We start from the raw sequence: 23,328 nt of genomic DNA, 5'->3' as shown, positions 1-23,328 counted from the left end.
CTACTCCACAGAGTAGAGATAATTCAATTGAATGAAAATGACAGCTATAGAATAAAACATCGAACTACCATTTTCGGAAAAGAAAGTGTTCAAAATTAATTAGCAAAAAGTGTTCAAAACTACTTGACGGTTACAAAGAGCTGGATAAAAGTGTTTAGCGACAACCGTAAACTTTAAATTTTTCCAATTTGGCTTCAACCCTGCTTTAATTAAAGTGATAAATGTTTTTTTGTAAACTTCATAGTTATATGATTTTATGTTATTGAACAGTTCTAGATATACTGCTTCAAAAACTGTGTGAAATCTTTTCATACCGGTAACATAAACCTCGATTTTCCAGTTATTGTAGTCGTTCATATGAGCAATTTCATGTTTTAAGTTGGCAATACGAATGTCTTTGTTGCTATGGATGTTCTTGGTTATTACCACATCACTATCATCCATTAAAGCAAAGATGACTTTGTGGTTATGCTCTCTATCGTTCCTAGCCCAATCTTCATAGCGGTACAGTTTTCCTTCGATAGATCTAACATCATGCTTTTCAATTATAGTATTGGTATGATCACGTTTAGTTTTAATTTTTTCATTTCCACTATCCACTTCGATGTAGAGGTATGTGTCCCTAATTTTGAATATCCAATCTGGTATTAATCCAGTCTTATCACCAAGTTGCTTATCAATAAGCGTGAATTCCTGTGGGACAAAAGATTGCAGCACATCTAATTCTTTGTGTCTGTCGATGAATGGGGCCTTGTACTGTGATAACGATTTTAATGGAGGAATAAAATCATTACCGAAGTTTTGCTTCTTATAGATAATGATAGGTTCTTCTAACTCTTCATCCTTATCTTCTCTGAACGGAATTACATATTTTCCTCCATCAGCAATATAAAAAGGCTCTTTTTGACTAACGCATTTTAAAACTTCTATAACAGATTGTTTAATAGCGAGGGTATGATCTAAGTTGCTTTTTGCTTGATATTTCAGTTTTTCTTCCATACCCAAGTAGCCGAGTTTTTTGAGTATTGTTTGGCCTGCAGGTGTTAAGTTGATAATTGCCATTTCATATCCATTTTGCATTTTTTCTTTACTTTTTTCTACAATGTTAGCATTGTCCCAACGGCTCATTTTTCTGCGGAAAGCAGCATCGCTTATATGTTTTAAGAGAGAGTAAAATTCATAAAACTGAGGTTGTGATAATATGCCCTGTTCGTTCAAGAAAAGAAGTGCGTATATATCTATGCTTTCTAATTGAATACGCCGTTTTTTCGATTTAGATAAATAATAATATACTTTCAAATTCCTATTCTCCTTTTTTCCTTACAAAAGATAAAGGCACACTCTCTAGAGGAAAATGTGCCATCGGGTTATTCGTTCTCTATGAAGTTAGCAAGTGTTTGTTATATTGCTTTAAAAACTCATAAAAGGTGTTATTATCCATTTCTTTTATGCTTTCAAATTCGGAATTTTTTTTGTTGACTGTTTTCTTTATTGCTAAGGGATCTTGAATTATTGATGGCTTTACCTTCAATAATTTCTTTGATAGAGAAGGTTTGACTGAAGATATCTATATTCCATTCGACATATACATTTGTGAATTTACTCTTTGCCTTCTCAATTTCAATATGGTCACCTAAAAATATTTTGTGACTTACCTCAGTTTCAGTCTCGAAAAGATCGATAACATTTTTAAGTGAATATTCATGAATTAATCCAAGCCCAGAAAACAGTACATGCCTTCCCCTTTCCAAGATATGTTCAAGGAAAGGTTTTCATCAATATCTTTGTCCTTCTCATCAATGTAATTTTCATCTATTAAAAATTGCAACGCTTGCTCTTCTAGATCCTTAACATTTGTTACATAAAATTTGCCTTGATAATTCTCTTCATTAATTAGCATTAGCTCTTCGTAAAGCGCATCATAATCCTTTTTATTTAATATCACATAGATTCCTCCAATATATTTTAAGCAAAAATAAAAACCCCATAATGAGGTTTAAACGCAATAGTACGTTTGTTTAAACTCAGCAATGGGGCTTTCCCTTATTCCGTTTTAAATTTATATAAATTACACGTAACGACGATTTTATGAATGGTTTAATTAAAATGACATGTCACTTAAAGGAAGTTAAAAAGTGTTTTACTTTCTTCTGCCGGAGAACCACCTATCCCAAAGTTCTTGAAATAGTGTATTTCTTTTTATCATGACAACATATCCAATTGCAAGCATAGCAACAGCAACAGGCTGAACAGGGAGGCCAACGAAAATGTTAACAACAATTGTATATGTCAGAGCCACAGTAAAACAGATACCTAGGATGTTAGCGTATAGTATTATTTTGTTGAAGTCCATGAGCTGTTCTCTCTTAAATTATATCCTGACTATATTTCCCGATTATAAATCAGGAGCATCCTAGTAACAATCTAGTAAAGGTTATTGGATGCGATTAATTTGTGTAGGTTTAATTTATATCAAAAAGGTCTTTCTTTTTCTATATAGTCGGCATTTAAAAGGATTGTCCATATGGCACATAAACCATTGATATTACTGGTATTAGACAAAGAGATAGTATATTCGTTGAACGGACCCCTATAACGGATATACTTCAACGTGCATAGTTCTCCTTTTTGTTGCTTGAAAAGCTCGCTTGATCTAGCTTTAATATGCTTCTTTACACTATAAGTTTCTTATTGGAAATTGCCATCATATAAATCTAAAAAGGTCTCAAGTGCTTTGTTAACAATAAACTTCTTCTCAAGTCCACTAGTGTTGGCAAAGTCGTCTAGTCGCTGCATTACATGCTCTTGGACTGGAACGTTCAGCTGTTTTGTTAAGGAATCTGTATTCCTATAAGCAGCATGTTCAAACAGAAGTTTTCCAAACAATTCGTATTTTAGCGTCTCAGTCTTCCTTTCATAATTCCCTTTTATATATTCTTCCGCAATTTTCTTTAGGGTGGTTATTTCCTGTTCATTCAAATCTAAATTATCAAAGGTGGTTTTTGATCTATCTTTTGAATAAGATATTGTCCAAAATTGCTTAGTAAGGATTCTTGGATCAATTTTGGTGAAGTTCCATTCGCCGTTAATATCACAGGTGGCGCCAACGGCTTTTAATCTATTAGAAACAGTAGAAGCAGCTTTGTAGCCTTTCGAGTTACAGATTTCTTGTTCTGTAGTTCCACCTTCAATTAATGAAATGATATCTTGTAAAGTTGCTTTGTCGATGTCTATCTCTATCTCCATTTTAATTATTCCCTCCTTTCATTTAAAGGTAAAAACATTTTAGCTTGAAATTTTTCCAATTCGAATAGAAAAATAAAAAAAATGTACTTAATCATGAATTCTTATTGGTGTTTCCTTTTAATGAAGTTAGAACAAATAGATGTTAGTTTTTTCTAATGAAACTGATTAAGTTCTATATAAATTTCATTTAAGTTAAAGTAGACTTTAATGAAAATTACATAGAACTTAAAATTTTTTTTGAAAAGGGGTTCGAATATCAAAAACAATAATTATAATATTTTAAGATTTTAGCTTGAAATTAAATTATCAAAGTAAAAAGAAGGAGGTCCCCTATATAAGTTAGTCTAATGAATTTCTTGCTAAAAAAATAAATAAAAAAAGGGAAAACCCCAAACTTGGTTAAGAGTGGCCTTATGACCATCTTTACTTGTTTGGGGTTTTTATTATGGAGGAAAAATATGAGTCAAAAAAACAAAGTTGCAATGGAAACTAAAAGTCGCAAAAAGTCCAAAGTAGGAAGAAGTATAGGTTTATACAATGATGTGATGGTAGGAATTGAAGATTCTTCGGCTCGTAATGAGAATGAAAATATTCAGCAAAACAATAGAAAACTTCAGTCTGATTTGTATCCAACAGGAGAATCTTTTCTCAATAGTGATTGTCTTCGAATCAATAAAGAAAAAAAGTATTATTATGTTCGAGTAAAGACAGGGGAAAATACGTATAAAGAAAATCCAATCTCTAACTTTATTGTTGTTCCGCTCTATACGACCAAAAGACAAGGTGGCAAACAGATTTATATTTTAAAACTAATCTCTGACAGTCAGACAAAAGTGGTCGAATTTGATGGTGAGACTTTAGCAATTCATACAGCTTTTAAAAAACATTGCATGAATAACGGAAGATTTAATTGGTTTGGTAAACAAACAAACTTAGATAGTCTGATAAACATGATTTTAAAAAGCCCTATGAAAGAACTTGAGTTTATATCATATATGGGGCGGAATGAAAAGGAGGATATGTGGATTTTTCCATCACATGCGTATTGTCGTGATAAGGTAATTTTTGCAGATGAAGATGGAATTATTGCAGTGAACGGTAAGTATTTTAAAGTGGATATTGATAAAGACGACGAATATAGAATACATCCACATATTGATAAAGCTCCCACTAAGGAGGATTTAGTCACATACTTTAAATGCCTTAAATTACTCTATGGCCAATATTCATATCTTGCTTTCGGTTATATTGCTGGAACAATGAATGTCGATACCATTGTAAAGGAAACGGATTATTTCCCGTTTTTATACCTATACGGAAAACACGGTCAAGGTAAGAGTACAGCCATTAAAGAGTATACAAAAATGGCAGGTATTAATGTATCGTTGAATACTCCGCCATCGTTGGATAGTTTAAGAAAGGGTATGAGTCGAAAATCCTCTATGCCTTTTGTCGTAGACGAAGCTGAAAATAAAAATGACAGTAGCAAGGGGATGGATTTTATTAAAACCTGTTCAGATTCACTTAAAAATAATGTTTATATGAGGCAGGATTTCATTAGAGGGCATATAGATGAATCTACTATAATTCGATTTCCCGTAAAGGCGACTTTAATGTTAAGTGGGGAAGTATTGACCAGCGTGCCATCAATAATTCAAAGATCAGTTTTATTTGATGCTTCAAAGATTAGTTTTAATGAAGAGGCTATTAGAAAGGTCAAAGCTCTTAAAGAAGTACCATATTGGGTAGGACAGTATTTAATGAGAACATCGTATAGATGGAAGCATAACTTTTTACGACTTTATCATGAAATCCTTGATTATTTTAGTAGTAGGGGATGGAGTAATATTCACATTCGAATTCGGTCGCATTATGCTATGTTTCTTGCTTCAGCTTTTGCAGCCTTTGCCCAATTAAATGAATTTTTAGAGGATGAAATATTTTTTTCTAATCCAGAAGATAGAATTGAAATTTATCAATTTGTATATCAGGAGATGAAAGAAACGCAACAACTGACAATCGAAGACCATCCTGCTATGGATTTTCTGCGCAAGATTGGTTTACTGGCTAAGAAAGGTCAATTACAGAATAATAGTGATTATAAGTGTGTAATAGAAGATGGTTCCACTTATTTATACTTGGCTCCATCTAATACCTATGAAGCTTATAGGGTGTCAGAAAGAGTCCCATTCTACCCATCGAGTAACAAGGTAGTTAAAGACTTACAAACGTATTCATTTTTTATTAGGAGTGTTAAACACAGAATTGGTACTAGTAATCCTAGGGCGTGGTTAATACAATTATCTGATCCGAGTAATCCTGAATCAATTAAGGATGGCATTGTTCATCCGGAGTTGCCCGATACAATGATTTACTTCTATAAATGAAATCTGTAGAGAAAGTTCCAAATGACGTTCCGAAATTAACAGATAAGATGGAACGTCTAAAATTCAGTAATATCAAGGTTTAACAACATATTGTTCCAACGTTCCACTACTTTTGAGAGAGCGTTGGTATATAAATTACACCCTGTAGGTTATACTTTCTTTCAAAAATAGTAAAAAAATCAGTATTTCGGAACATAGTACTGATTTACTCATTAAAAACCTTTATATAAAAGGAAAAACAATTAAGGAATAATGTTCCGAATGGGATATATTATTCGGAACCTCTTCGGAACATAAATAGAACTGTAAAAATAATTGAGCAAAAAGTTAAGCAGTCCAATTCATAAAAGAGTCGGACTGCGTTTTTTTATGTATTTCATTCTCATTCTTTGATACTGGAAAATAAAAAAATGAACAATGCTTTTTTTTGTTCAAATGTCATCTTTGAAACTAATTCTCCGATTTTATGTTCAATTTCTTTGTCCGCATCGACAGCTTCTTCAAAATTTATATCCGAAGAAGTTTGGTGATATATACTATCCTTTTCAATCATTTGAAAAAATTGACTTCTTGTAATGTCAAATTCATGACATATAGATTCTAACAAGGAAAATGATACTTCCTGTCTTCCCGATTCAATCTTAGATAGGGACGGCTGGGATATTTTAATTTTTTTAGCGAAGTCAACCATTGTCATATTATTTTTCTTTCTAAGTTCCTTTATTAGTCTTCCAATTATTAAATCACTCATATTTCAACCCTCTGAAAATCGTCATTATTAGTAATCGTATCGTTATTGCATTTTACAATCAATATAAACCATGTTATATTCTAAATATAAATATATTCTTATTAAGAATAAAAGAGGGTGACAATAATGATCGATGGATTTCAAAAGGTAGTAAACAAGTTAATTGAAGAAAGACTCGAACAAATTATTACAAGTGAAGAGTATGTTATGTACTCGGAATTGCTTCATAAGGATCTAGATGAAAAGCTTGCACAATTTGAAAAGTTCGAGGATGAAACCAAAAAAGATGAATTCATTGATGATATTAGAGCTAACATTTTTGAGCAGGTACATATCCAAACGAAATTAGCATATCGCACTGCTTTTAATGATGCACTCGTGTTTGCAATAAACACCTTAGTAAATCCGCAGAAAATGTTTTAATGGGAGGCTCATCTTTGGCATATTCTAAACATTTAGGATTTATTCAAGTCGACTTATATAGAATTACAGAAATATATAAGGATCCTCGTACTGATATTTATGATGAACTTTTAAATGATATAATAACCGTCCTTGCAAAGTACGAGGTTGTAACTGATAACTTTATTTTTGACTTTACTAGTAGTGAAGATTGCGACAAAAAGGATATTTTTCACCTGTCACTTATAAAGGCAGGTAAGAGAATAGAGAAGGAAAATAACAGCTGAAAAAAGCAGTATATTCGCTATTAAAGGTGAGCGCTAGGGAGGACTAATAAATAGTTATAAGAGGGAGGCATCTGAGGTGCAGGTATATTCAGGAAAGCTGGTAATAGATTTAGCAACAATTGTTGATGATGCAGATGAAAACATTATGAAAAATAATGCTCATGAAGCATTAACTTCAGAAGTGACACACGAACTGCGAACGATACTGGGGGCAGCTGGATATTTTGCTGGAAGTGTAGGAGCAACATTGGAGAAAGTTGAAGATGCTAACCCGAACGATTATTCAATGATTAAGTCATATGTAGAACAATCAAAGAAAGATGTACAACGAGTATATAACAAAGCTAACAGATCTACTTTTAGAATTGAGTAACATGGTGCAATAATATAGGGCTTGCAGCTTTTTATAATTCTGGGCTGTGCAGGCAATTCTAGAAAACAACTAAAAGGTTATCTTATTAATGTTGAGATAGCCTTTTTTGGCGATATTAAAACATCGCAATAAAGGAGAAGCGAGTTCTCTTTTAATTGTAACTGAAAAAAAGGGTGTGGTTTTGGGTGGGTACTTATGTTCGTCTGTCTATTCTTCCTCATCAGATTTCACAACAAGATTGGATAAGTGTTTATAAAGAAACCGTGAAATTACTGAAAGCTTATGATTTTGCAGATTTAGGAGAAAAAAAGTTATTTGATATTCAGATCCCTGTATATGTTAAATCCGAAGAACATGAAGAGCCTTCTAGATTTTGGAGAACATGTGGGAACTTAGGCAGTAAGAAATTTGCAGAAACTTTCAGGCTTTACTCTGATATTAAAATGTATAGGGAGGCTGCGCCAGCTTTTAATAATGAAACAGATATTTTAAAGGGATACGAAAGCTCAGTTGTTGTTTTTAATGCTAAGACTCAAGGATATCCATACCATCTTTACATATTAGCCATAGCTATGCTAATTGAGAGCCGTTTCCCCAAGTTTGCTAGTGTAAGTGGAGATATAGATTATCTGCAGTGTGTAAAAGCAAAAGAATGGGCAAACACTCATCTCTTAACCCCAACAAGGTTACCGTTACGCGTTGATCCACAGCAGTTGCTTAACCGATTTTTTCCTAAAAGTGAACGTGAAAAGATAGAATTGATAGAAAGATGGACAATTGCAGATCAGGAAAAAATCATGGAGATAGTTTATAAGAACTCTGATAAAGAAACTTTCCATAATTGGATTAAGGAAAAATTAGTTAAGCACTCTTCTCCAACACAAATTGGAGCTGTTAAGCTCTTGGTCTATTATCTGAATCTAGTTAGGAACGTTAATAGTTTGTTTTCTATGGCTTGCAAGGAAGAAGATGGCCCCAAGTATATACCTGAAGAAATGTTAAGGGCAATTACTCTTACTTGGGTAAGTATCCCTCCACAAAACTATGATTTTTTGAAGGCATTTCGCAAAATTGAAGGTCATCCAGCTATTGTTGAAAGAACATTTGGAATGATGGTAATGGATATCAAATTTCCGGGCAGGGAAATTAAAATCTATATACCTTTAAATGAGATTATGGAGAAGTTTACCAATTGTTTTCCGGAATGGGATAATAAAGCGAGCCTTCTATTGCAACAAGGTAATAGTAAGATAGAAGAAGAACTTCAGGAATTCTATAGAAGTATTGCTCCTATGTTGGCTCTTAATAATGAGAAGGGAAGCGAAGGTAGGTTTTTGGATAATGAAGATGCTTTTCTTTATTTTAATAATCATTCAGTTTTGCTTTCCGAAGAACAGGACTTTCATTTAAAAACAGTAGCATATAGCATTCAAAAATTTTTAACGAAAAATCCTGAAATTAAAGAACGACTGTATGGGTATGAAATTGGATCGATGAAGCTAATACTCGGAAAGATGCTTACTGAAAAGTTTCGGATGTTTCTTACAGAAGATGCTTGGCTATGGATTGAAGGAATTCGGGAAAAAGAGTTTATTATGACGTTACTTGCGAAGCTAATTCTCGATGACTCTTATAATTTTAAAATGAAAGCTAATAACTATAGACTGTTAAGAGGCATGTTTGAAAACAAGCTAATCACTGAAAAAATAACAGAGTATAGAAAAGACCCCAGAGTAATAACCCACATTCAAGAAATGGTTGATAAGGAAAAGAACACTAATGAAGGTTGAGGGATGCAAATGAAGCTTCTAATGTGCCTCGAATGTAATGATATATTTAATCTGGATTTTTATGAAAAAAGCTGTAGCTGCGGTAGAAGTAAGGGTAAATATATAAATCAGCAGCTTGCTGAATATACTGGTGAATTTTCATTGCCCATTGGCTTTTCTAATGCATCTTTGATACAGGCAATAAAGGATCAACCGATTGAAGGATTGGGTAAGGAGTTCACTGCTTTTGTTATTCCTAAGAACTGTAAGACTTTTTTTAAAAGTGATGTGTAAGGATGTACAAGAAGATAGTTAATATTAATCAGTGGGCCAGAAGTATAAATCAAAGTAAATCAATGAATACAATAATGGAAGAACGAAGAAGGATAAGAGAAGAAAAAATAAGTGAGTTTCAGAAGCGAGCTGATGGACTCCTTGACTTAATCAAAAAGGGTTTCTAGTGAATTAATGCTCTCTGGTATGGTGTGTATTATTGAAACATACAAGCAAAATAAAATTGATTAGATAGAGATAGTTCGATAGTTTTATAGGTGGTTAAAGGTATCCAGTATTACTAGTATTTAGGAACTCTAATAAATGAACAAAACAGACAGAAAATTTGTATTCTGTCTGTTTTTTGATGGTTAAATACAAGATTAGTATTTACTTATAATGGTAAAAAGGTATATTTAAGGCAGTGAGTATTTAGAAATTTCTTGGGATGAAAACATCTAGAGAAAAATACTCACTACACTAAATAACTATTTTATGAACTGACTAACAAAACCCGTAAAATGGAAATAAGGATTATTTTGGACAATAAGATGCGAACAGAAAAAACTATCGTGAGCAACACTTTATTTAATTTTTTTTCATTAAGATATCTTTGCGAAACAATGACTTTGAAGGAATAAGTTCAACTTCAATTTAAGAAAACCTCAAGAGAAGAGGCCGCCGCAATAGATAAAAAAGGAGAACTCTCTGGAGGATAGTAAACTTCAACTTCAATTTAGGAGAACATCTAAGGAATAAGCCAGAAAATGTTTATATAAAGAGGTGTGAAAAAATTAACATTATTGCACACCTTTTCTTTTCAAGCATTTCTGTATTAGATAAGTCATAGTGAAAATTGTAATCTGCTGTGTGTCTCTATTGGGTTGGTCTGACAAATGCCTAAAAAAGAGAACTCATTAATAATGCCTATGGTAAAATATAGAAAGGTAAATAGGTTTGAGCATGAATAAACGTATGCAAATAGATAAGAGACAAACCTTCTAATTAAATTCTGTTAAAAGGAGTTAATTTTTTTGAAAATAACTAAATTAATCATTAATAACTTTCGATCATTTGGGCCAACTAATACTGAAATAGGATTAGAAGAATTGTCAGTTCTAGTTGGAGCAAATAGTAGTGGTAAAACTTCTGCCATCCAAGCTCTATTAAAACTTTTTAGTCCTTATCAAAGAGATCGATTAATAGAAAAGTCAGATTTCCACATACCTGCTAATGAAAATCCATTAGATTATGATAAGTCTTCACTTTCTATAGAGGCTGTAATTGATTTTAACGAACTGGAAAATGATGCTGAGAAGGTAAGCACTACTATTCCCCCACATTTTAATCATATGGTTGCAGGTGAAGTTGATGGAAGTCCTTATGTACGTATAAGGCTAGAAGCTGAGTTATCAGAAGGAAATACTTTAGAAGGAATTATTGAGCAAGCAGTATATTATGTCCTATCCCCACTAGGAACGAAAGCAGAAGATGAAGATTTACAGCCAGTTAAAGCTAGTGAGCGTTCCCAAATTCAAATGATATATATACCAGCAACAAGAGACCCGGCCATACAATTAAAAAATGCATCAGGAACTATCTTAGGGAGGATTTTAAAGGGAATTAACTGGCCAAAAGAAATTAATAGTGACATACAAGAAAAAATGAAGCAAGTTGACGGGATTTTTGATGAAGTAAATGGTGTTAAAGGGTTAAGAGAAATACTTAATAGTCAATGGAGAAAATACCATAATGATTTTCGCTACAGCTCAACAATGGTTGCTTTCAACCATGCAGATTTAGACTCAATTCTAAAAAAGGTAGAGGTATATTTTGAACCAACTGAAACAGGAAGCAAATACAAGGTAGATCAATTAGGTGATGGGCTACGTTCAATCTTTTACTTATCTCTAGTAAATTCTTTTTTAGAAATTGAAAATGAAGCATTGCAAGATGAAGCTGAGGAAGATAAAAAGGTGTATAACCTTCAACCACCAGTGTTAACGTTACTAGCCGTAGAAGAACCAGAAAATCATATTTCCCCACACTTACTGGGTCGAATAATGAAAGCCTTAACTGACGTTTCTAAAAATGATAATGCACAGGTTTTAGTTGCTACCCATGCGCCTTCAATGATTAAAAGAGTTGATCCAAAATCAATTCTTCATTTTAGAATTAATCAAAAAGAAATAAGAACTGTAGTAAATCCAATAATACTTCCTGACAAAGATAAAGAAGAAGAATATAAATATATAAAAGCTGCGATTATGGCATATCCAGAACTGTATTTTTCCCAATTGGTTATTTTAGGAGAAGGTGATAGTGAAGAGATTATAATTCCAAAGATAATTAACCTTTTGGATACAGATTTAGATCAAAGTAATATTTCTATCGTTCCATTGGGTGGAAGACACGTAAATCATTTTTGGAAATTACTACATCAATTGAATATTCCTTATTTAACTCTGTTGGATTTAGATTTAGAACGAAATGGCGGTGGATGGGGTAGAATAAAATATGCATTAAAGCAGTTGATACAAATAGGTTACGAGAAGAATGAGCTACTCTCTGTACAAAATGGGGTACTAAGTGATGAGGATTTCTCTAGTATGCATACTTGGTCTATAGAAGAGATAGATGAAAGAGAAAATCTTTATTCATGGGTTGAGTTTTTAGAAAACTATGGAGTATACTTTTCGGCTCCACTAGATATTGATTTAATGATGATTGAAAGTTTTCTAGATGCATATAAAAAGACTGTTCCAAAACATGGCGGTCCAAAAGGTGTAGATAAAGAGAAAGATTCTATTGAATATATGGATCGTTTAGAAAAGGGGATAAGAGCAACCTTAAAAACTGAAGGCGGCTCAGGTATTACCTATTCGGAAAAACAGAAAGAATTGATGATCTGGTATGATTACTTTTTCCTAGGTAGAGGTAAACCAAGTACTCATATTATTGCATTAGAAAATATAGATCCCAAGATGTTAAGTGAGCAATTGCCAATGCCACTAAAAAAGTTGATGAAGGGAATTAAATCAATTATTGATGGTGATCTTTCTGAATAACTATGTAAAAAAAGACAATTGGATCCCAAAAGACTCTGTAATTTTAGAAAGCGCTGCGGAAGATGTAATAAAGTATGAGAAAAATGCTTACGTACTAGCTGGTCCCGGGGCAGGCAAAACCGAATTGTTAGCACAGAAAGCTTGTTATTTGTTAGAAACAAACATCAGCACATATCCTGCCAGAATACTTGCTATAAGTTTTAAGAAAGATGCAGCAAAAAATATAAAAGAACGAGTTGAAAAACGATCTGGTAAAGAATTTGCAAATAGGTTTGTCTCCTTAACATATGACTCATTTGCAAAACAACTAATGGATAGATTTCATTTAGCTATACCTGACTTTTATAGACCAACTCTAGAATATGAAATAGTTAATTTTAATAGAAGAGATGTAACTAAGCTTAGAGAAGAAGCAGAAGAACCTATCGGAAAAATAGGTTGGAATTACTACTTTGATTATGACCTTTTTGCAAAGACATACGCAAATGACAAACTACCATTAAAAACGGAAAAAATAGATTCAATAGAATCTTGGTATAAGTATCAACTTTGGAAAAGCTATATTAATGATAAAGAAAGTTCAATGTTGACATTCCCCATGATCTCAAGAATTGTGGAATACTTATTTAGATCAAACCCTAAGATTCTAAGAGCAATCAGAGCTACATATAGTCATGTTTTTTTGGATGAATTTCAAGATACAACCTTAATTCAATATGACTTAGTTAGAACAATTTTCATGGATTCAAATGTTTCAGTGACTGCTGTAGGTGATCTTAAACAAAAGATTATGGGTTGGGCGGGTGCAATGGAGGGTGTATTTAATCAATTTAAGGAAGACTTTAAGGCTAAAGATTTTGAGTTGGTTTTAAACCATAGGTCTGCCCCTAATTTAGTCCGAATTCAAACATCAATAATAAATGATATGATGGGGGGTTCAACAGTAATATCACCCTCTGACAAATGGAAGAATGAAGAGGTGGGAATATGCGAAGTATGGAACTTCACCAATGCTTCTGAAGAAGCAAAAACATTGGCATTAGAAATTAAAACGTGGATTGATCAAGAAAAACTTCAACGAAGAGATATAGGTATTTTAGTTAGACAACGGGCAGATATGTATTGTGACATGCTTATAAATGAATTAAGTAATTTAGGAATACACTCAAGGATAGAGGATCAATGGCAAGACTTACTAGCGGAAAATTTCATGAAATATGTAATCGACGTATTTTCTTTAGCCACAACTGATCGTGACCCTAATGCGTGGTCTAGTTTAATATCGAATGTTTTAAATTTACGTGGTGAAAATGAAACAAAATCTTACCAAATAGAAACAGAAATTAATAGCTTCATAGTTGAATTTAAAAAGACTCTTAAAGATGAGACATTGAAAGTGACCGAAAAAGTAGTAGAGCAATGGTTATTCAAAATTTTAACTCTGGTAGGATTAGAATTAATTAAAGGTAGCTATCCAGAATATAGAAAAGGAGATTATTTAGAAAAAAAGTAAAACAAACTGCAGAGTTTCTTTTTTATTCATTTGAGAAACATAAAGTGTGGAATAAAGCAGTAGACGATTTTTTGGGTATTTTTTCAATCCCAATTATGTCAATTCATAAAAGTAAAGGTCTTGAGTTTGAAACTGTGATTTTATTGGGACTAGAAGACGGGGCCTTTTGGAATTTTGAGAACTCCCCAGATGACGAAACATTTACTTTTTTTGTTGCATTGTCTAGAGCAAAAACTCGAATGATATTTACTTTCTGTAAAAACCGCTTCTATGGACAAGATAAATCTAAGATAAATGTTATTTATCAAATGCTGGAGAATGCAGACGTTAAACAATTCGAATGGACGTAAATCTGTTGATTTTAAAATCAGCAAGGTAAAGAGCCGATTTTTACTTTGTATTCTCTTGGAATAAAATGAAAATAATGTTTACAAAAAACAAAGTATCCCCAGCTACTCGAAGAGTTAAACAGGGGACTTCGGACTGTTTAGGTTGAACCCATATAATTAATAGGCTCCCTCGCCATCACGCTAACGTATATTATATGTATTCATGAGCAGTCAAATTTATTATTAAAAATTCAAAAAGATAACAACAAAATATCCCCTGTCACTCTGAAGATTGACAGGGGATATTTTGGACTATTTAGGTTGAACCCATATATAATAGGCTCCCTCGCCGTCACGCTAACGTAGTTTAAGTATTTACATCTTAGCATGGAAATATTCAAAGGTCAATATTAAAAGCTACACCAATTTAAAAAATTGTCATTACCCATCCTATCAAGTAGCCTCATTAGCAACTTTGGGTCAATTAAGCAATCAGGAGCCATAAAAAACTCCTTAAATAAAGAACTAACTTCATGGAGAGATGTGAATTGTGCAAGAACTTGTAAAGTATCAAATAGTCGTATTTCATAATGCGAATTTCCATCAGATTTTGTTCGTAAATTAAGCTTATTAATTAAATCAGTATTTATTTTTATATGATGTTTTGTACGGAAGCGGTTAACCAAGCCAAAGTGCGCACAATGATTTCTTAAATCTATAATAATTTTGGTCGAATTAAATAAAATATGCTTTTCTGATGGAGTTAGTCCCATGTCAAGCACCACTTTATCTAGTATCGCTGTATTTAATCCATACATTAATTTAAGAACGCTTCCTAGCTCTAGAGTTTTAATAATAACCCAAAAAGGAGGTACTTCATACTTTTGTAAATAGCTGTATTTTGCTTTTGAAGAATCAATATAATTATTATTATCTTTTTTATCATGGTTAGTTTTAAACAAGTTATGGCCAACGAAGTTCTTCAATTCAAAATGAGGAACAGTATGAATAGCTGTATTACTATTTGCAGAGACTTGACTATATATTTTATCAAGTCTAATTTTCAATTCCTGCAAATTCTTAATGAAAATTTGTATCGATTTCTCTACTGTATTTGGATTTACTACACCAGAAGAAACCTTTGTTAAATTTACTGTTAAGGAAGTTGCAAAGGGGGTTAAGTAAGTAATACGATCACCAGATCTCCTCACTGCTGGTGTTAAACGTATATCATTATTAATAACGTTAATAACACTATTGGCGTTTAAGATGGAATTGTTAACATTAGAAATAGCTTTTAATAATTTTTTTCGTGCTTTTATAGATATGTACTGAACTGTTGAGGTTTGTAATGTCGTTATTTTGCTTTCGATATTTGCAATTTCCCCGTTGATAAACCTGTTAATTTCATAATTTATATCATTTACAAACTTCTGAGTAATTTTCCCCGGTTGAAGGGTATTCAATCGGTTGTGTAAGCTGAATGGGTTTTCATACATTAAAATATCCATATAACATGCTGGATTTGCGTTAGGATTAGAATTGTAAACAAATTCGCAAAAGCGATATGCTACCGAAGTTTTTAAACGATTTTCAAATGAATCAATTGCTTTGAATACTATGGCTGAGTACATCTTATCGAAATTGTATAGCTCTATGAACTGTTCGAATTTTGTATCGCTGTTATACTCTTTATTTTCGGCTTTTGGATCCTTTAGCAGCAGTGTTTCAAATCCATTAATAACATCGAAATAATTTTTCTTTGATAATATATCTACAGCTTCTTTTTCATCCCTAAAGCTTAATCCTCTATGTTTTAATAGGTTAATTTGTTCTTCAAAAGTTTTAAACTTCTTCGAAAAAGTTTTTTGCATACGTTTCTCTCCTGATCTAGTCGAATATATTCTTTATTATACAGGATATTTGCTTGGTTTTTATTGTTAATTTTCAGAAGATTAAGCTTAGCATTTACTCATGCAAAAAAGGTACAAATTGACATGCAACTCATACCTTGGGGTTTAATCAAATTCTATTTTAATTAGATGTTTTTGCCTCTTAAATAACTACGGTGAACCGTATCACAAATAGTGGTAAAACAAAGAGTAGAAATTGTGCTTGAAAATCAGTGGTTAGATAAGTTATTTACTAACATAAAATAAGGAATAAGAGAAGATTAAACATTGAAAAAGCCTCCGGTATACACCAAAGGCTTATATCATCTTTTAAGTTAGTTTATTGCATTAACTAGTGCTTTTGCAAATTCTTCGGCGCCATCTGGGCCGTCACCTGTGATAATGTCACTATGTGCAATAACATGTTTCTCGACATATTTTACATTATTTTCTTTCAGTTGGTCTTTTTGTACGTCAACAGGGTAGCAAGTTGCCTCTCTACCTTCAAGTAATCCGGTTTTCACAACAGTGACTGCACCAGCACAAATTCCGGTAACTATAACATTATCTTTATATGCTTTCTTTAAATAGGTGGATAATTCCTTGTTTTCCCAAAGATGATCATATGTGCCAGATCCGCCAATGACAGAAATAACGTCAAAGTCGGTTGCTGTAGTATCGGAGAAGACCTTTTCGGAAATTGCCTTACCTTCAAAGTCGCCAATAATTTCGCCAGTTTTTGTGCTTGCAATTGTTACTTCTATTCCTGCATTTTCAAGTGCCTCTTTCGGTTTAAATAATTCATCTTCATTAAATCTTTCGGGTGGTATAATTAAAAGTGCTTTTTTACTCATAATTGTTATTCCTCCTAAAATAGTTTATCTTTAACTCACATATTTATATTACAACCTGTTTGTAATTCTGAGAAGAATGCACTTTTTTGTAACAGAGTAACATTAAAGTAACAATTGAAAGCGGAGGCCGAAGATATGTTGGATACACTTAGAGATGAAATTAAAGAGAAGATAATAAATGGTGATTACAACTGTGAAAAAGAACTTACTTTATCGATTATCAGTGGAAAGTGGAAAGTTGTGATTCTATGGCATTTAGGTGTTGAAGGTCCGCACCGCTTTAGTGAATTGCAAAGATTATTTCCTAAAATATCCCACAAAATTTTAACGAATCAATTAAAGGAATTGGTGGAAGACGGCATTGTACATCGAGAGGTTTATCCAGAAGTTCCGCCTAGAGTGGAATACTCAATGACTGAGTTGGGAATGACGTTACTTCCAATTGTGGAAATGATGTATGATTGGGGAAAAAAACGAATAGAAGAAATCAAAAGAGAAATAGGGAAATCAAATTAAAAATGATAGAGTGTTTAATTGAAAAGGTATTGTGTATAAAGGAATTACTATTAAAAAGTGATGAGGTAAGAAACCAGAGGACTATTATGGTCTCCTTTTATTTATATGGAAATTAGGTATGAACATATATATTACCAGTGAATTTAGTTGAACCGTATCATAAATAGAGGCAAAAAAAGTTGTAAATAAGGTAGCATTTTATTGTCGGAAGCGGGTAATGGTTGTGTGTAAGTATCTTCTTTATCCGTTTCTCGATACAACATGTGGATAAGGGTAAAGGTCTTTGATGCATTGACCTCTGAAAAGCCAAAATCAAGTTCAATGTTGTCAACATAACGAGAACGATCTTTTGATTGTTTGATGGATATTCTTTTTAGCAAAAGCTGAAATAATTGCTTTTGTCTGTCTCTCGTTGACTGCTGAAAAACTGCTACGAACTTTTCTAATAGAATCCTAACCAAATTAGGTGGAATTACCTTTGAATCGGATGAACTGAGATAAGTGCTTAGTTCATTTTTCTTTTGTTCCAATTCAGTCTTATTTGATGAAACCTTTTGCAAGCGTTCCTGTAAAATGGCAATAGGAAAGAGATTCTGCTCGAAGGCTTGCATGTATTTTTCTTGTAAGGCATTTACTTCAACCAGTTGTTGCACGAATCTGTTCCAATTCATCTTTGATTTGCATGGTTGAATGAACTGTTTGCTTGTTCAGTCCTTCAATGGTACTGATAAAGCTCTCAGAATCACTTAGAAACCCTAAAATACGGTTGATAATTTCTTCTTCCGCTTGATAGGCCCTAATTGAGTTGGCTTTGCATGCAGATGATCCTTTATTATGAAAGTTAGAGCAAACATAATAGCGATGCTTCTTTTTTGTACCATCTTTTCGTGTAGCTGTCGTAATAGAAGGAACCATACCTTGACCGCAATCAGGGCAACGTAAGAGGCTACTGAGTAAAAATGGCTCGTTTGATTGCTTTTGTGCTTAAAAGACCTACTCTTTCTCCTTGCCTGCACAATTCCCCATAACTCTTCTGAAATGATGGATTTATGTTTACCGTCTACTAAAATAGGATTAGGGTTTTTCCCTTTTCTTCGCCTTGTGTCCCAATTTTCAACTTGCAACCACCTTATTTTGCCTATGTAAACATGGTTATCAAGGATGGTGGCTATACCATTAATGGAGAAATGCCTGTTGTGCTTTGTATGAAATCCTGCTTTGTTCAGATGATTGGCAATGGCTTTAAGACCTTTCCCGCTTGCGAACATCTCAAAAATCTGTCGCACTACTTCTGCCTCATCTTCATTAATCACGTAGCCATCTGGTGTGTTTATATAACCAGTAATTCTTCCTCCATTTGGAAGCCCATTTTTCGCTCTTTGACGCATCCCATACATACAGTTAAACAGGATTGCATCTCGGTGACGTTCCGAATACATCGATTTGTTTCGGAAGTAATCGTAGTCATTTCTGTTTTCTGTGTTAATTCTACCAGCTACACAAATAAGATTGGTTCCACTTTTAATTAAACGGTCAACAAGATTAGCATCTGCGTGATTTCTTGCGAAACGATGGTCAGCCAGTACAATAACATAATCAATATCGTCATTTTGGAGACAGTCCGCCATCATGTTACAGAACACTTCACGTTCTTCGACATTTGTACCCGAACCGAACCCCTCATTATAGATATGCTTTAAGTCGTAATTGTGATTGTTGCAGAATTTCCTAATATGTTCCTCTTGGTATTCCAAAGAAAAATTTAGTGTTTGTTCCTCTGTACTCACTCGAATATAGCCTACAGCTACTTTTCTTTTTGACATTCTATTGTTCCTCCTTAGTTGTGATTCGTGTTGCTGTTGATTTTATTGCCATATCTATCAGATTATTGATGAAATCATTTGCGTGAATTTTTTTGGTGTCTGTTTCTTGGAAAATGATATTCTCGTAGTATTTCGTAGGATCGATAATAGTGGAATTTGTTTTACTCATGTTGAAGACTTCCTTTCATGTTGTGTGGTTTTTGTTTCGAGGAAGAGCTTTTTTGCTCTTGTAATTATTAGTATAAGAGAAAATTTTTCAATGTCTATAGGTTGAGTGTTCTATAGGAATATACGTTCGCCATCTGCGTAATCGACATGACCGAAGTAATGATTTTTTAAATTACGGTTGTAAATCTCTTGTAAAGCTACTAAAACAATATAGAACCAAAATCGAGTGGTAGAAAACGTAGCTTGACTTTACAATAGCAAAGACATTTATAATGAAGTGATAAAAGGGATAATGGCAAACTTGGAATTGGAACCTATTTCAAAACAGAAAAGACTTAATTTAGGATTAGATGGACAAAAATTGAAGGATGATAGGTTTATAAAGGAGTATTGTGACAAACAGGGAAAGGCAAGGTTCATAATGACTGATTCACAAAAGTTTTCTGTTGAATTTGGCCAATATAAATATGAGGGATATTTTCCTATTGGAACGAGAATGAAATTTCAAAGAGGGGTACAAGAAATTACATTCTATGTCTCCAATGCGGTAAAGGTAGAAGGGAAACCAGTAAGTATGGCGATAAACAGATTGGCCGTCTCAGGGATAAAAAACATTAAACTGTAAATAAAAATAGATTACAAGAGAGGGAACGTTATGTTTCCTTTTTTGTTTGCCCAAACAGGTGCAACATCATATAAGTTTGTAGAAAATCTTGCATAATAGGATTGGATTTTATAATAGATTATAAAAACGTTTCAGGAAATGTAAACATTTATGTAACATTAATTGTTTACATATTCAATTACAGCAACATAGGGAGACTCTTGATTCCATGCTTGCCTTCCCCATACTTACCCTTACATGACATGCTATAATAAAGGGAGCAATGAAAGCAGACGAAATACAACATAGATAAAAGAAATATAGGGGAGGAACGTTAATGAACAATGAAACAAACATCCTGATTTATCAAACGGAAGAAGGCAATACAAAAATAGACGTTCGGTTAGAAAATGGGACAGTTTGGATGACACAAAAGGCAATTGCTGAGTTGTATCAAAAAGGTGTCAATACAATAAACGAACATATCAAGAACATCTATGCGGAGGGAGAACTACAGGAATCGGCAACTATTCGGAAAAACCGAATAGTTCAAACTGAGGGTAAACGTGAGGTTGAACGTGAGGTATCTTTTTATAATCTCGAAATGATTCTTGCAATCGGTTATCGTGTCCGTTCCCATCGAGGCACACAGTTCCGTCAATGGGCAACAGAGCGTTTAAACGAATACCTTGTTAAAGGCTTTACAATGGATGATGACCGCCTGAAAGAGATGCGTAACTTTGGACAAGACTACTTTGACGAGCTTCTTGAACGGATTCGTGATATACGGGCATCAGAGAGAAGGTTTTATCAAAAGATTACTGACATCTATGCTACGGCTGTAGATTATGATGGAAAAGCGGAAGTGTCAAAAGAGTTCTTTGCTACAGTGCAAAATAAGCTTCATTTTGCCATCCATGGACATACTGCGTCTGAATTGATTGCAGAGAGAGCGGATGCAATGAAAGAAAACATGGCCTTAACATCCTGGAAAGGCGATAAAGTACGAAAACAAGATGTCAAAGTTGCCAAAAATTATTTGACGGAGAAGGAAATGAAGTCGCTTAATCGAATTGTCACGATGTATCTTGATTACGCAGAAGATCAAGCAGAACGTAATCAACCAATGTACATGAAAGATTGGATTGAGAAGTTGAATGCTTTCCTTCAATTCAATGGGCGAGAAATCCTTGAAAATGCAGGAAAGATTTCAGCAAAGGTTGCAGAACAATTAGCGATTCAGGAATATGAGAAGTTTAATCAAAGTCCGTTAGAAAAGAATATTGATAGTGATTTCGATGATTTCATAAAAAAGAACAGACTAAAATAAAGTAAGTACAGAGATTAGGTAACTTTCACTTAATCTTCCTGTTATAGCCTATATACTATACAACTAATCTGACTTTTATGGGTAGACAAAAGATGTCTACCTTTTTTTTGCGACCGATTTTTATGTCCTGCGTCTAAGTAGGTAGGAAGAAAGGAGAGAGAAACTTTGAATTCAGGGGAGATAGTTACACAGTGGTATGACGATTATGGTGAATCCGTCTTTACATACATCTTGATGATGGTAAAGGATTATCAGCAAGCAGAGGATTTAACACAGGAGACATTTATAAAAGCGTTTCGAAAACATTATACATTTTCACATAAATCCAGTACAAAAACGTGGCTATTTAGTATTGCCCAAAATACTACGAAAGATTTCTTACGCAAAAGGAATCCATTGCGATATTATTTTAGTCTATCTTTAAGTGAACGGGATATGTCTCCTTTACCACTTCAAATGGTGGAAATGAACGAACAAGAAGAAATCTTATTCCATGCTCTGCAAAACTTAAAACCTAATTATCGTCAAGTCATTATATTTCGTAAGTTAAAGGAGTTTTCCACCAGGGAAACAGCCGAAATATTAGGTTGGTCAGAAAGTAAAGTGAAAAGCACATTACAGAGAGGCATAAAGGATTTAAAAAGGAATTTAATTGAGGGAGTAATTGATTATGAAGCAACCTTTCGATGATAGTCTAAATGAGTCTTTTAAGAAACTAAATCAGAGTATTCGTATAAAGCCAGAATACAATGATAAATTAAGAAAACGTATTTTGTTTACAAGCATGACAGATGGGAGACGAAAGCGAGTAAACAAAAAAAGCTGGATTTTAGTAGCAGTTGCTATTCTTTTATTGTTAGGAAGCTCACCGTTTTATTCAACAACAATGGCATCGTTGGCTTCAAAAATAATTCCACTCAAAATTCAAGGAGGTAATTCTTCTAATATTGATGCACTTCATACGGATATTGTACAAATTGTAGAACAAGCTGGTTACAATCTATCATCTGTCGGTACTACACCTAACCCCTTTACAATTCATATCGTATTACTGAAAGAAGAAGATAGTTTAGCATCAATGAAAAAGGTTCTCGAACCTAAAATTGAGAAGTTAGTATATGAACAAGGAATCGATCAATATAAATTGAAGATTACGGAAGTTGAAGAAAAACAAGAAAGATATAGGAAATCAGATACGTTAATGGATGATGTTGGTGTTATTATTAGCGAGGCCTTCGAGAAGTATGGATACTCGGATTTGGCTCAACACGCTACTTATGGGATTACAAAGGGCTTTTTTTCAAACACACTTGGAATTGATATGCCAGATCATGTGAAGGAAGCAGAGGAAATACAAAAGTTTGTCGTTGAATCAATTGATAAAGAAGATTTGGACATTAAGAGTGTCGAACTACGTTATTACAATGCAGAACATCGTAGCCAAGACAATCGTTGGGCATATATTGTAAGTAACATTTATGAACCTTTAGCAGGAAAGTCAATTTATAGTGTAACAGGAATAAGCTATAAGGTTAAGGATGGAGTGACGCATGTTTCGATAAAAATGGAATTGTCAGACCAACCTGATGAACAAGTTCTTTCAGAAATTGAAAACGCAATTCGTGAGTATTTAGGATCAGAAGAAATTAAGGAATCGATTCAAAATGATAAATATGAGATTCAATTATTAAATAAAGATAAAGAAAGTTTGTTACAGATTACAAGTTCTTCTTGAAGAATTGT

Annotated in this window: 23 protein-coding genes and 2 pseudogenes; 15 read left to right on the top strand and 10 right to left on the bottom strand. The window is 33.3% G+C overall.

Annotated elements, in window-relative coordinates; genetic code table 11:
* Positions 1-99, top strand: a pseudogene (locus BMSHG_RS29530) (ATP-binding protein); the annotation flags it as partial.
* Here BMSHG_RS29530 and BMSHG_RS09695 read toward each other — a convergent pair.
* From BMSHG_RS09695 to BMSHG_RS09680, 3 genes are all read right to left on the bottom strand, one after another.
* A complete protein-coding gene (locus BMSHG_RS09695) occupies positions 100-1,299 on the bottom strand; it encodes a replication-relaxation family protein (RefSeq protein ID WP_019154253.1) in 1,200 nt (399 codons plus the stop codon).
* 409 nt (positions 1,300-1,708) lie between these two features.
* Positions 1,709-1,945 carry a hypothetical protein gene (locus BMSHG_RS09690; protein WP_019154252.1) on the bottom strand — a complete coding sequence of 79 codons (237 nt, stop codon included), beginning with the start codon at positions 1,943-1,945 and terminating at the stop codon, positions 1,709-1,711.
* A gap of 743 nt (positions 1,946-2,688) precedes the next feature.
* Positions 2,689-3,246, bottom strand: coding sequence for a hypothetical protein (locus tag BMSHG_RS09680; RefSeq protein WP_019154251.1), 558 nt, complete (start codon positions 3,244-3,246; stop codon positions 2,689-2,691).
* 458 nt (positions 3,247-3,704) lie between these two features.
* Between BMSHG_RS09680 and BMSHG_RS09675 the strand changes: the two genes are divergently transcribed.
* Positions 3,705-5,633 carry a hypothetical protein gene (locus tag BMSHG_RS09675; protein WP_019154250.1) on the top strand — a complete coding sequence of 643 codons (1,929 nt, stop codon included), beginning with the start codon at positions 3,705-3,707 and terminating at the stop codon, positions 5,631-5,633.
* 382 nt (positions 5,634-6,015) lie between these two features.
* Here BMSHG_RS09675 and BMSHG_RS09670 read toward each other — a convergent pair whose 3' ends face one another.
* Positions 6,016-6,384, bottom strand: a complete 369-nt coding sequence (locus BMSHG_RS09670; RefSeq protein ID WP_019154249.1) for a helix-turn-helix domain-containing protein — start codon at positions 6,382-6,384, stop codon at positions 6,016-6,018.
* Positions 6,385-6,510: 126 nt separating this feature from the next.
* Here BMSHG_RS09670 and BMSHG_RS09665 point away from each other — a divergent pair, with 126 nt between their 5' ends.
* The 8 genes from BMSHG_RS09665 to BMSHG_RS27080 all read left to right on the top strand — a co-directional run bounded on the left by BMSHG_RS09665 (position 6,511) and on the right by BMSHG_RS27080 (position 14,419).
* Positions 6,511-6,807, top strand: coding sequence for a hypothetical protein (locus BMSHG_RS09665; protein ID WP_016201520.1), 297 nt, complete (start codon positions 6,511-6,513; stop codon positions 6,805-6,807).
* 14 nt (positions 6,808-6,821) lie between these two features.
* Positions 6,822-7,073 carry a hypothetical protein gene (locus BMSHG_RS09660; RefSeq protein ID WP_019154248.1) on the top strand — a complete coding sequence of 84 codons (252 nt, stop codon included), beginning with the start codon at positions 6,822-6,824 and terminating at the stop codon, positions 7,071-7,073.
* 76 nt (positions 7,074-7,149) lie between these two features.
* A complete protein-coding gene (locus tag BMSHG_RS09655; protein WP_019154247.1) occupies positions 7,150-7,446 on the top strand; it encodes a hypothetical protein in 297 nt (98 codons plus the stop codon).
* Between the two features lie 185 nt (positions 7,447-7,631).
* On the top strand, positions 7,632-9,236 hold the full coding sequence (locus BMSHG_RS09650) for a hypothetical protein (RefSeq protein WP_019154246.1): 1,605 nt from the start codon (positions 7,632-7,634) through the stop codon (positions 9,234-9,236).
* A gap of 3 nt (positions 9,237-9,239) precedes the next feature.
* Complete coding sequence (locus BMSHG_RS09645) at positions 9,240-9,509, top strand: hypothetical protein (protein ID WP_019154245.1); 270 nt, start codon at positions 9,240-9,242, stop codon at positions 9,507-9,509.
* 1,013 nt (positions 9,510-10,522) lie between these two features.
* A complete protein-coding gene (locus BMSHG_RS09635) occupies positions 10,523-12,556 on the top strand; it encodes an ATP-dependent nuclease (protein ID WP_019154243.1) in 2,034 nt (677 codons plus the stop codon).
* Positions 12,537-14,069, top strand: coding sequence for a UvrD-helicase domain-containing protein (locus tag BMSHG_RS26035; protein ID WP_051030917.1), 1,533 nt, complete (start codon positions 12,537-12,539; stop codon positions 14,067-14,069). Before BMSHG_RS09635 ends, BMSHG_RS26035 begins: the two co-directional genes overlap by 20 nt.
* A 44-nt stretch (positions 14,070-14,113) precedes the next feature.
* A complete protein-coding gene (locus BMSHG_RS27080) occupies positions 14,114-14,419 on the top strand; it encodes a 3'-5' exonuclease (protein WP_051030916.1) in 306 nt (101 codons plus the stop codon).
* A 389-nt stretch (positions 14,420-14,808) separates the two neighbouring features.
* Here BMSHG_RS27080 and BMSHG_RS27075 read toward each other — a convergent pair whose 3' ends face one another.
* Positions 14,809-16,272: an Abi family protein gene (locus tag BMSHG_RS27075; protein ID WP_019154242.1), complete on the bottom strand. Its 1,464-nt coding sequence runs from the start codon at positions 16,270-16,272 to the stop codon at positions 14,809-14,811.
* Between the two features lie 353 nt (positions 16,273-16,625).
* On the bottom strand, positions 16,626-17,144 hold the full coding sequence (locus tag BMSHG_RS09620; RefSeq protein WP_019154241.1) for a DJ-1/PfpI family protein: 519 nt from the start codon (positions 17,142-17,144) through the stop codon (positions 16,626-16,628).
* 135 nt (positions 17,145-17,279) lie between these two features.
* Between BMSHG_RS09620 and BMSHG_RS09615 the strand changes: the two genes are divergently transcribed.
* Positions 17,280-17,660, top strand: a complete 381-nt coding sequence (locus BMSHG_RS09615) for a winged helix-turn-helix transcriptional regulator (RefSeq protein ID WP_010648814.1) — start codon at positions 17,280-17,282, stop codon at positions 17,658-17,660.
* A 143-nt stretch (positions 17,661-17,803) separates the two neighbouring features.
* Here BMSHG_RS09615 and BMSHG_RS29085 read toward each other — a convergent pair whose 3' ends face one another.
* From BMSHG_RS29085 to BMSHG_RS28440, 4 genes and pseudogenes are all read right to left on the bottom strand, one after another.
* Positions 17,804-18,313, bottom strand: a complete 510-nt coding sequence (locus tag BMSHG_RS29085; protein WP_019154240.1) for a hypothetical protein — start codon at positions 18,311-18,313, stop codon at positions 17,804-17,806.
* The gene (locus tag BMSHG_RS29080; RefSeq protein WP_235776347.1) at positions 18,297-18,575 is read right to left on the bottom strand and encodes a zinc ribbon domain-containing protein; all 279 of its coding nucleotides are present in this window, start codon (positions 18,573-18,575) and stop codon (positions 18,297-18,299) included. Before BMSHG_RS29080 ends, BMSHG_RS29085 begins: the two co-directional genes overlap by 17 nt.
* Positions 18,576-18,664: 89 nt before the next feature.
* Positions 18,665-19,483, bottom strand: a pseudogene (locus BMSHG_RS29075) (recombinase family protein); the annotation flags it as partial.
* Between the two features lies 1 nt (position 19,484).
* On the bottom strand, positions 19,485-19,652 hold the full coding sequence (locus BMSHG_RS28440; protein ID WP_019154239.1) for a hypothetical protein: 168 nt from the start codon (positions 19,650-19,652) through the stop codon (positions 19,485-19,487).
* A gap of 291 nt (positions 19,653-19,943) precedes the next feature.
* Here BMSHG_RS28440 and BMSHG_RS09600 point away from each other — a divergent pair, with 291 nt between their 5' ends.
* The 4 genes from BMSHG_RS09600 (at position 19,944) to BMSHG_RS09585 (ending at position 23,320) form a co-directional block, all read left to right on the top strand.
* Positions 19,944-20,276: a hypothetical protein gene (locus BMSHG_RS09600; RefSeq protein ID WP_019154238.1), complete on the top strand. Its 333-nt coding sequence runs from the start codon at positions 19,944-19,946 to the stop codon at positions 20,274-20,276.
* A gap of 316 nt (positions 20,277-20,592) precedes the next feature.
* Positions 20,593-21,585 (top strand): virulence RhuM family protein, encoded by a 993-nt coding sequence (locus BMSHG_RS09595; RefSeq protein ID WP_019154237.1) that lies wholly within the window; start codon positions 20,593-20,595, stop codon positions 21,583-21,585.
* A 165-nt stretch (positions 21,586-21,750) separates the two neighbouring features.
* Positions 21,751-22,275 (top strand): RNA polymerase sigma factor, encoded by a 525-nt coding sequence (locus BMSHG_RS09590; RefSeq protein WP_019154236.1) that lies wholly within the window; start codon positions 21,751-21,753, stop codon positions 22,273-22,275.
* On the top strand, positions 22,256-23,320 hold the full coding sequence (locus BMSHG_RS09585) for a DUF4030 domain-containing protein (RefSeq protein ID WP_019154235.1): 1,065 nt from the start codon (positions 22,256-22,258) through the stop codon (positions 23,318-23,320). Before BMSHG_RS09590 ends, BMSHG_RS09585 begins: the two co-directional genes overlap by 20 nt.
* The last annotated feature ends 8 nt before the right edge of the window (positions 23,321-23,328 follow it).

Source organism: Robertmurraya massiliosenegalensis JC6, from assembly GCF_000311725.1.
Taxonomy (GTDB): domain Bacteria; phylum Bacillota; class Bacilli; order Bacillales; family Cytobacillaceae; genus Robertmurraya; species Robertmurraya massiliosenegalensis.
This window is presented reverse-complemented; position numbering and strand designations above follow the sequence as displayed.

Excerpts from the sequence above, each read along its gene's own strand:
- BMSHG_RS09615 (WP_010648814.1), top strand. The coding sequence starts at position 17,280 with ATGTTGGATACACTTAGAGATGAAATTAAAGAGAAGATAATAAATGGT.
- BMSHG_RS09670 (WP_019154249.1), bottom strand. The coding sequence starts at position 6,384 with ATGAGTGATTTAATAATTGGAAGACTAATAAAGGAACTTAGAAAGAAA.
- BMSHG_RS09585 (WP_019154235.1), top strand. The coding sequence starts at position 22,256 with ATGAAGCAACCTTTCGATGATAGTCTAAATGAGTCTTTTAAGAAACTA.
- BMSHG_RS09620 (WP_019154241.1), bottom strand. The coding sequence starts at position 17,144 with ATGAGTAAAAAAGCACTTTTAATTATACCACCCGAAAGATTTAATGAA.
- BMSHG_RS09595 (WP_019154237.1), top strand. The coding sequence starts at position 20,593 with ATGAACAATGAAACAAACATCCTGATTTATCAAACGGAAGAAGGCAAT.
- BMSHG_RS26035 (WP_051030917.1), top strand. The coding sequence starts at position 12,537 with ATGGTGATCTTTCTGAATAACTATGTAAAAAAAGACAATTGGATCCCA.
- BMSHG_RS09645 (WP_019154245.1), top strand. The coding sequence starts at position 9,240 with ATGCAAATGAAGCTTCTAATGTGCCTCGAATGTAATGATATATTTAAT.
- BMSHG_RS28440 (WP_019154239.1), bottom strand. The coding sequence starts at position 19,652 with ATGAGTAAAACAAATTCCACTATTATCGATCCTACGAAATACTACGAG.
- BMSHG_RS09600 (WP_019154238.1), top strand. The coding sequence starts at position 19,944 with ATGGCAAACTTGGAATTGGAACCTATTTCAAAACAGAAAAGACTTAAT.
- BMSHG_RS29080 (WP_235776347.1), bottom strand. The coding sequence starts at position 18,575 with ATGGTTCCTTCTATTACGACAGCTACACGAAAAGATGGTACAAAAAAG.
- BMSHG_RS27075 (WP_019154242.1), bottom strand. The coding sequence starts at position 16,272 with ATGCAAAAAACTTTTTCGAAGAAGTTTAAAACTTTTGAAGAACAAATT.
- BMSHG_RS09675 (WP_019154250.1), top strand. The coding sequence starts at position 3,705 with ATGAGTCAAAAAAACAAAGTTGCAATGGAAACTAAAAGTCGCAAAAAG.
- BMSHG_RS09680 (WP_019154251.1), bottom strand. The coding sequence starts at position 3,246 with ATGGAGATAGAGATAGACATCGACAAAGCAACTTTACAAGATATCATT.
- BMSHG_RS09665 (WP_016201520.1), top strand. The coding sequence starts at position 6,511 with ATGATCGATGGATTTCAAAAGGTAGTAAACAAGTTAATTGAAGAAAGA.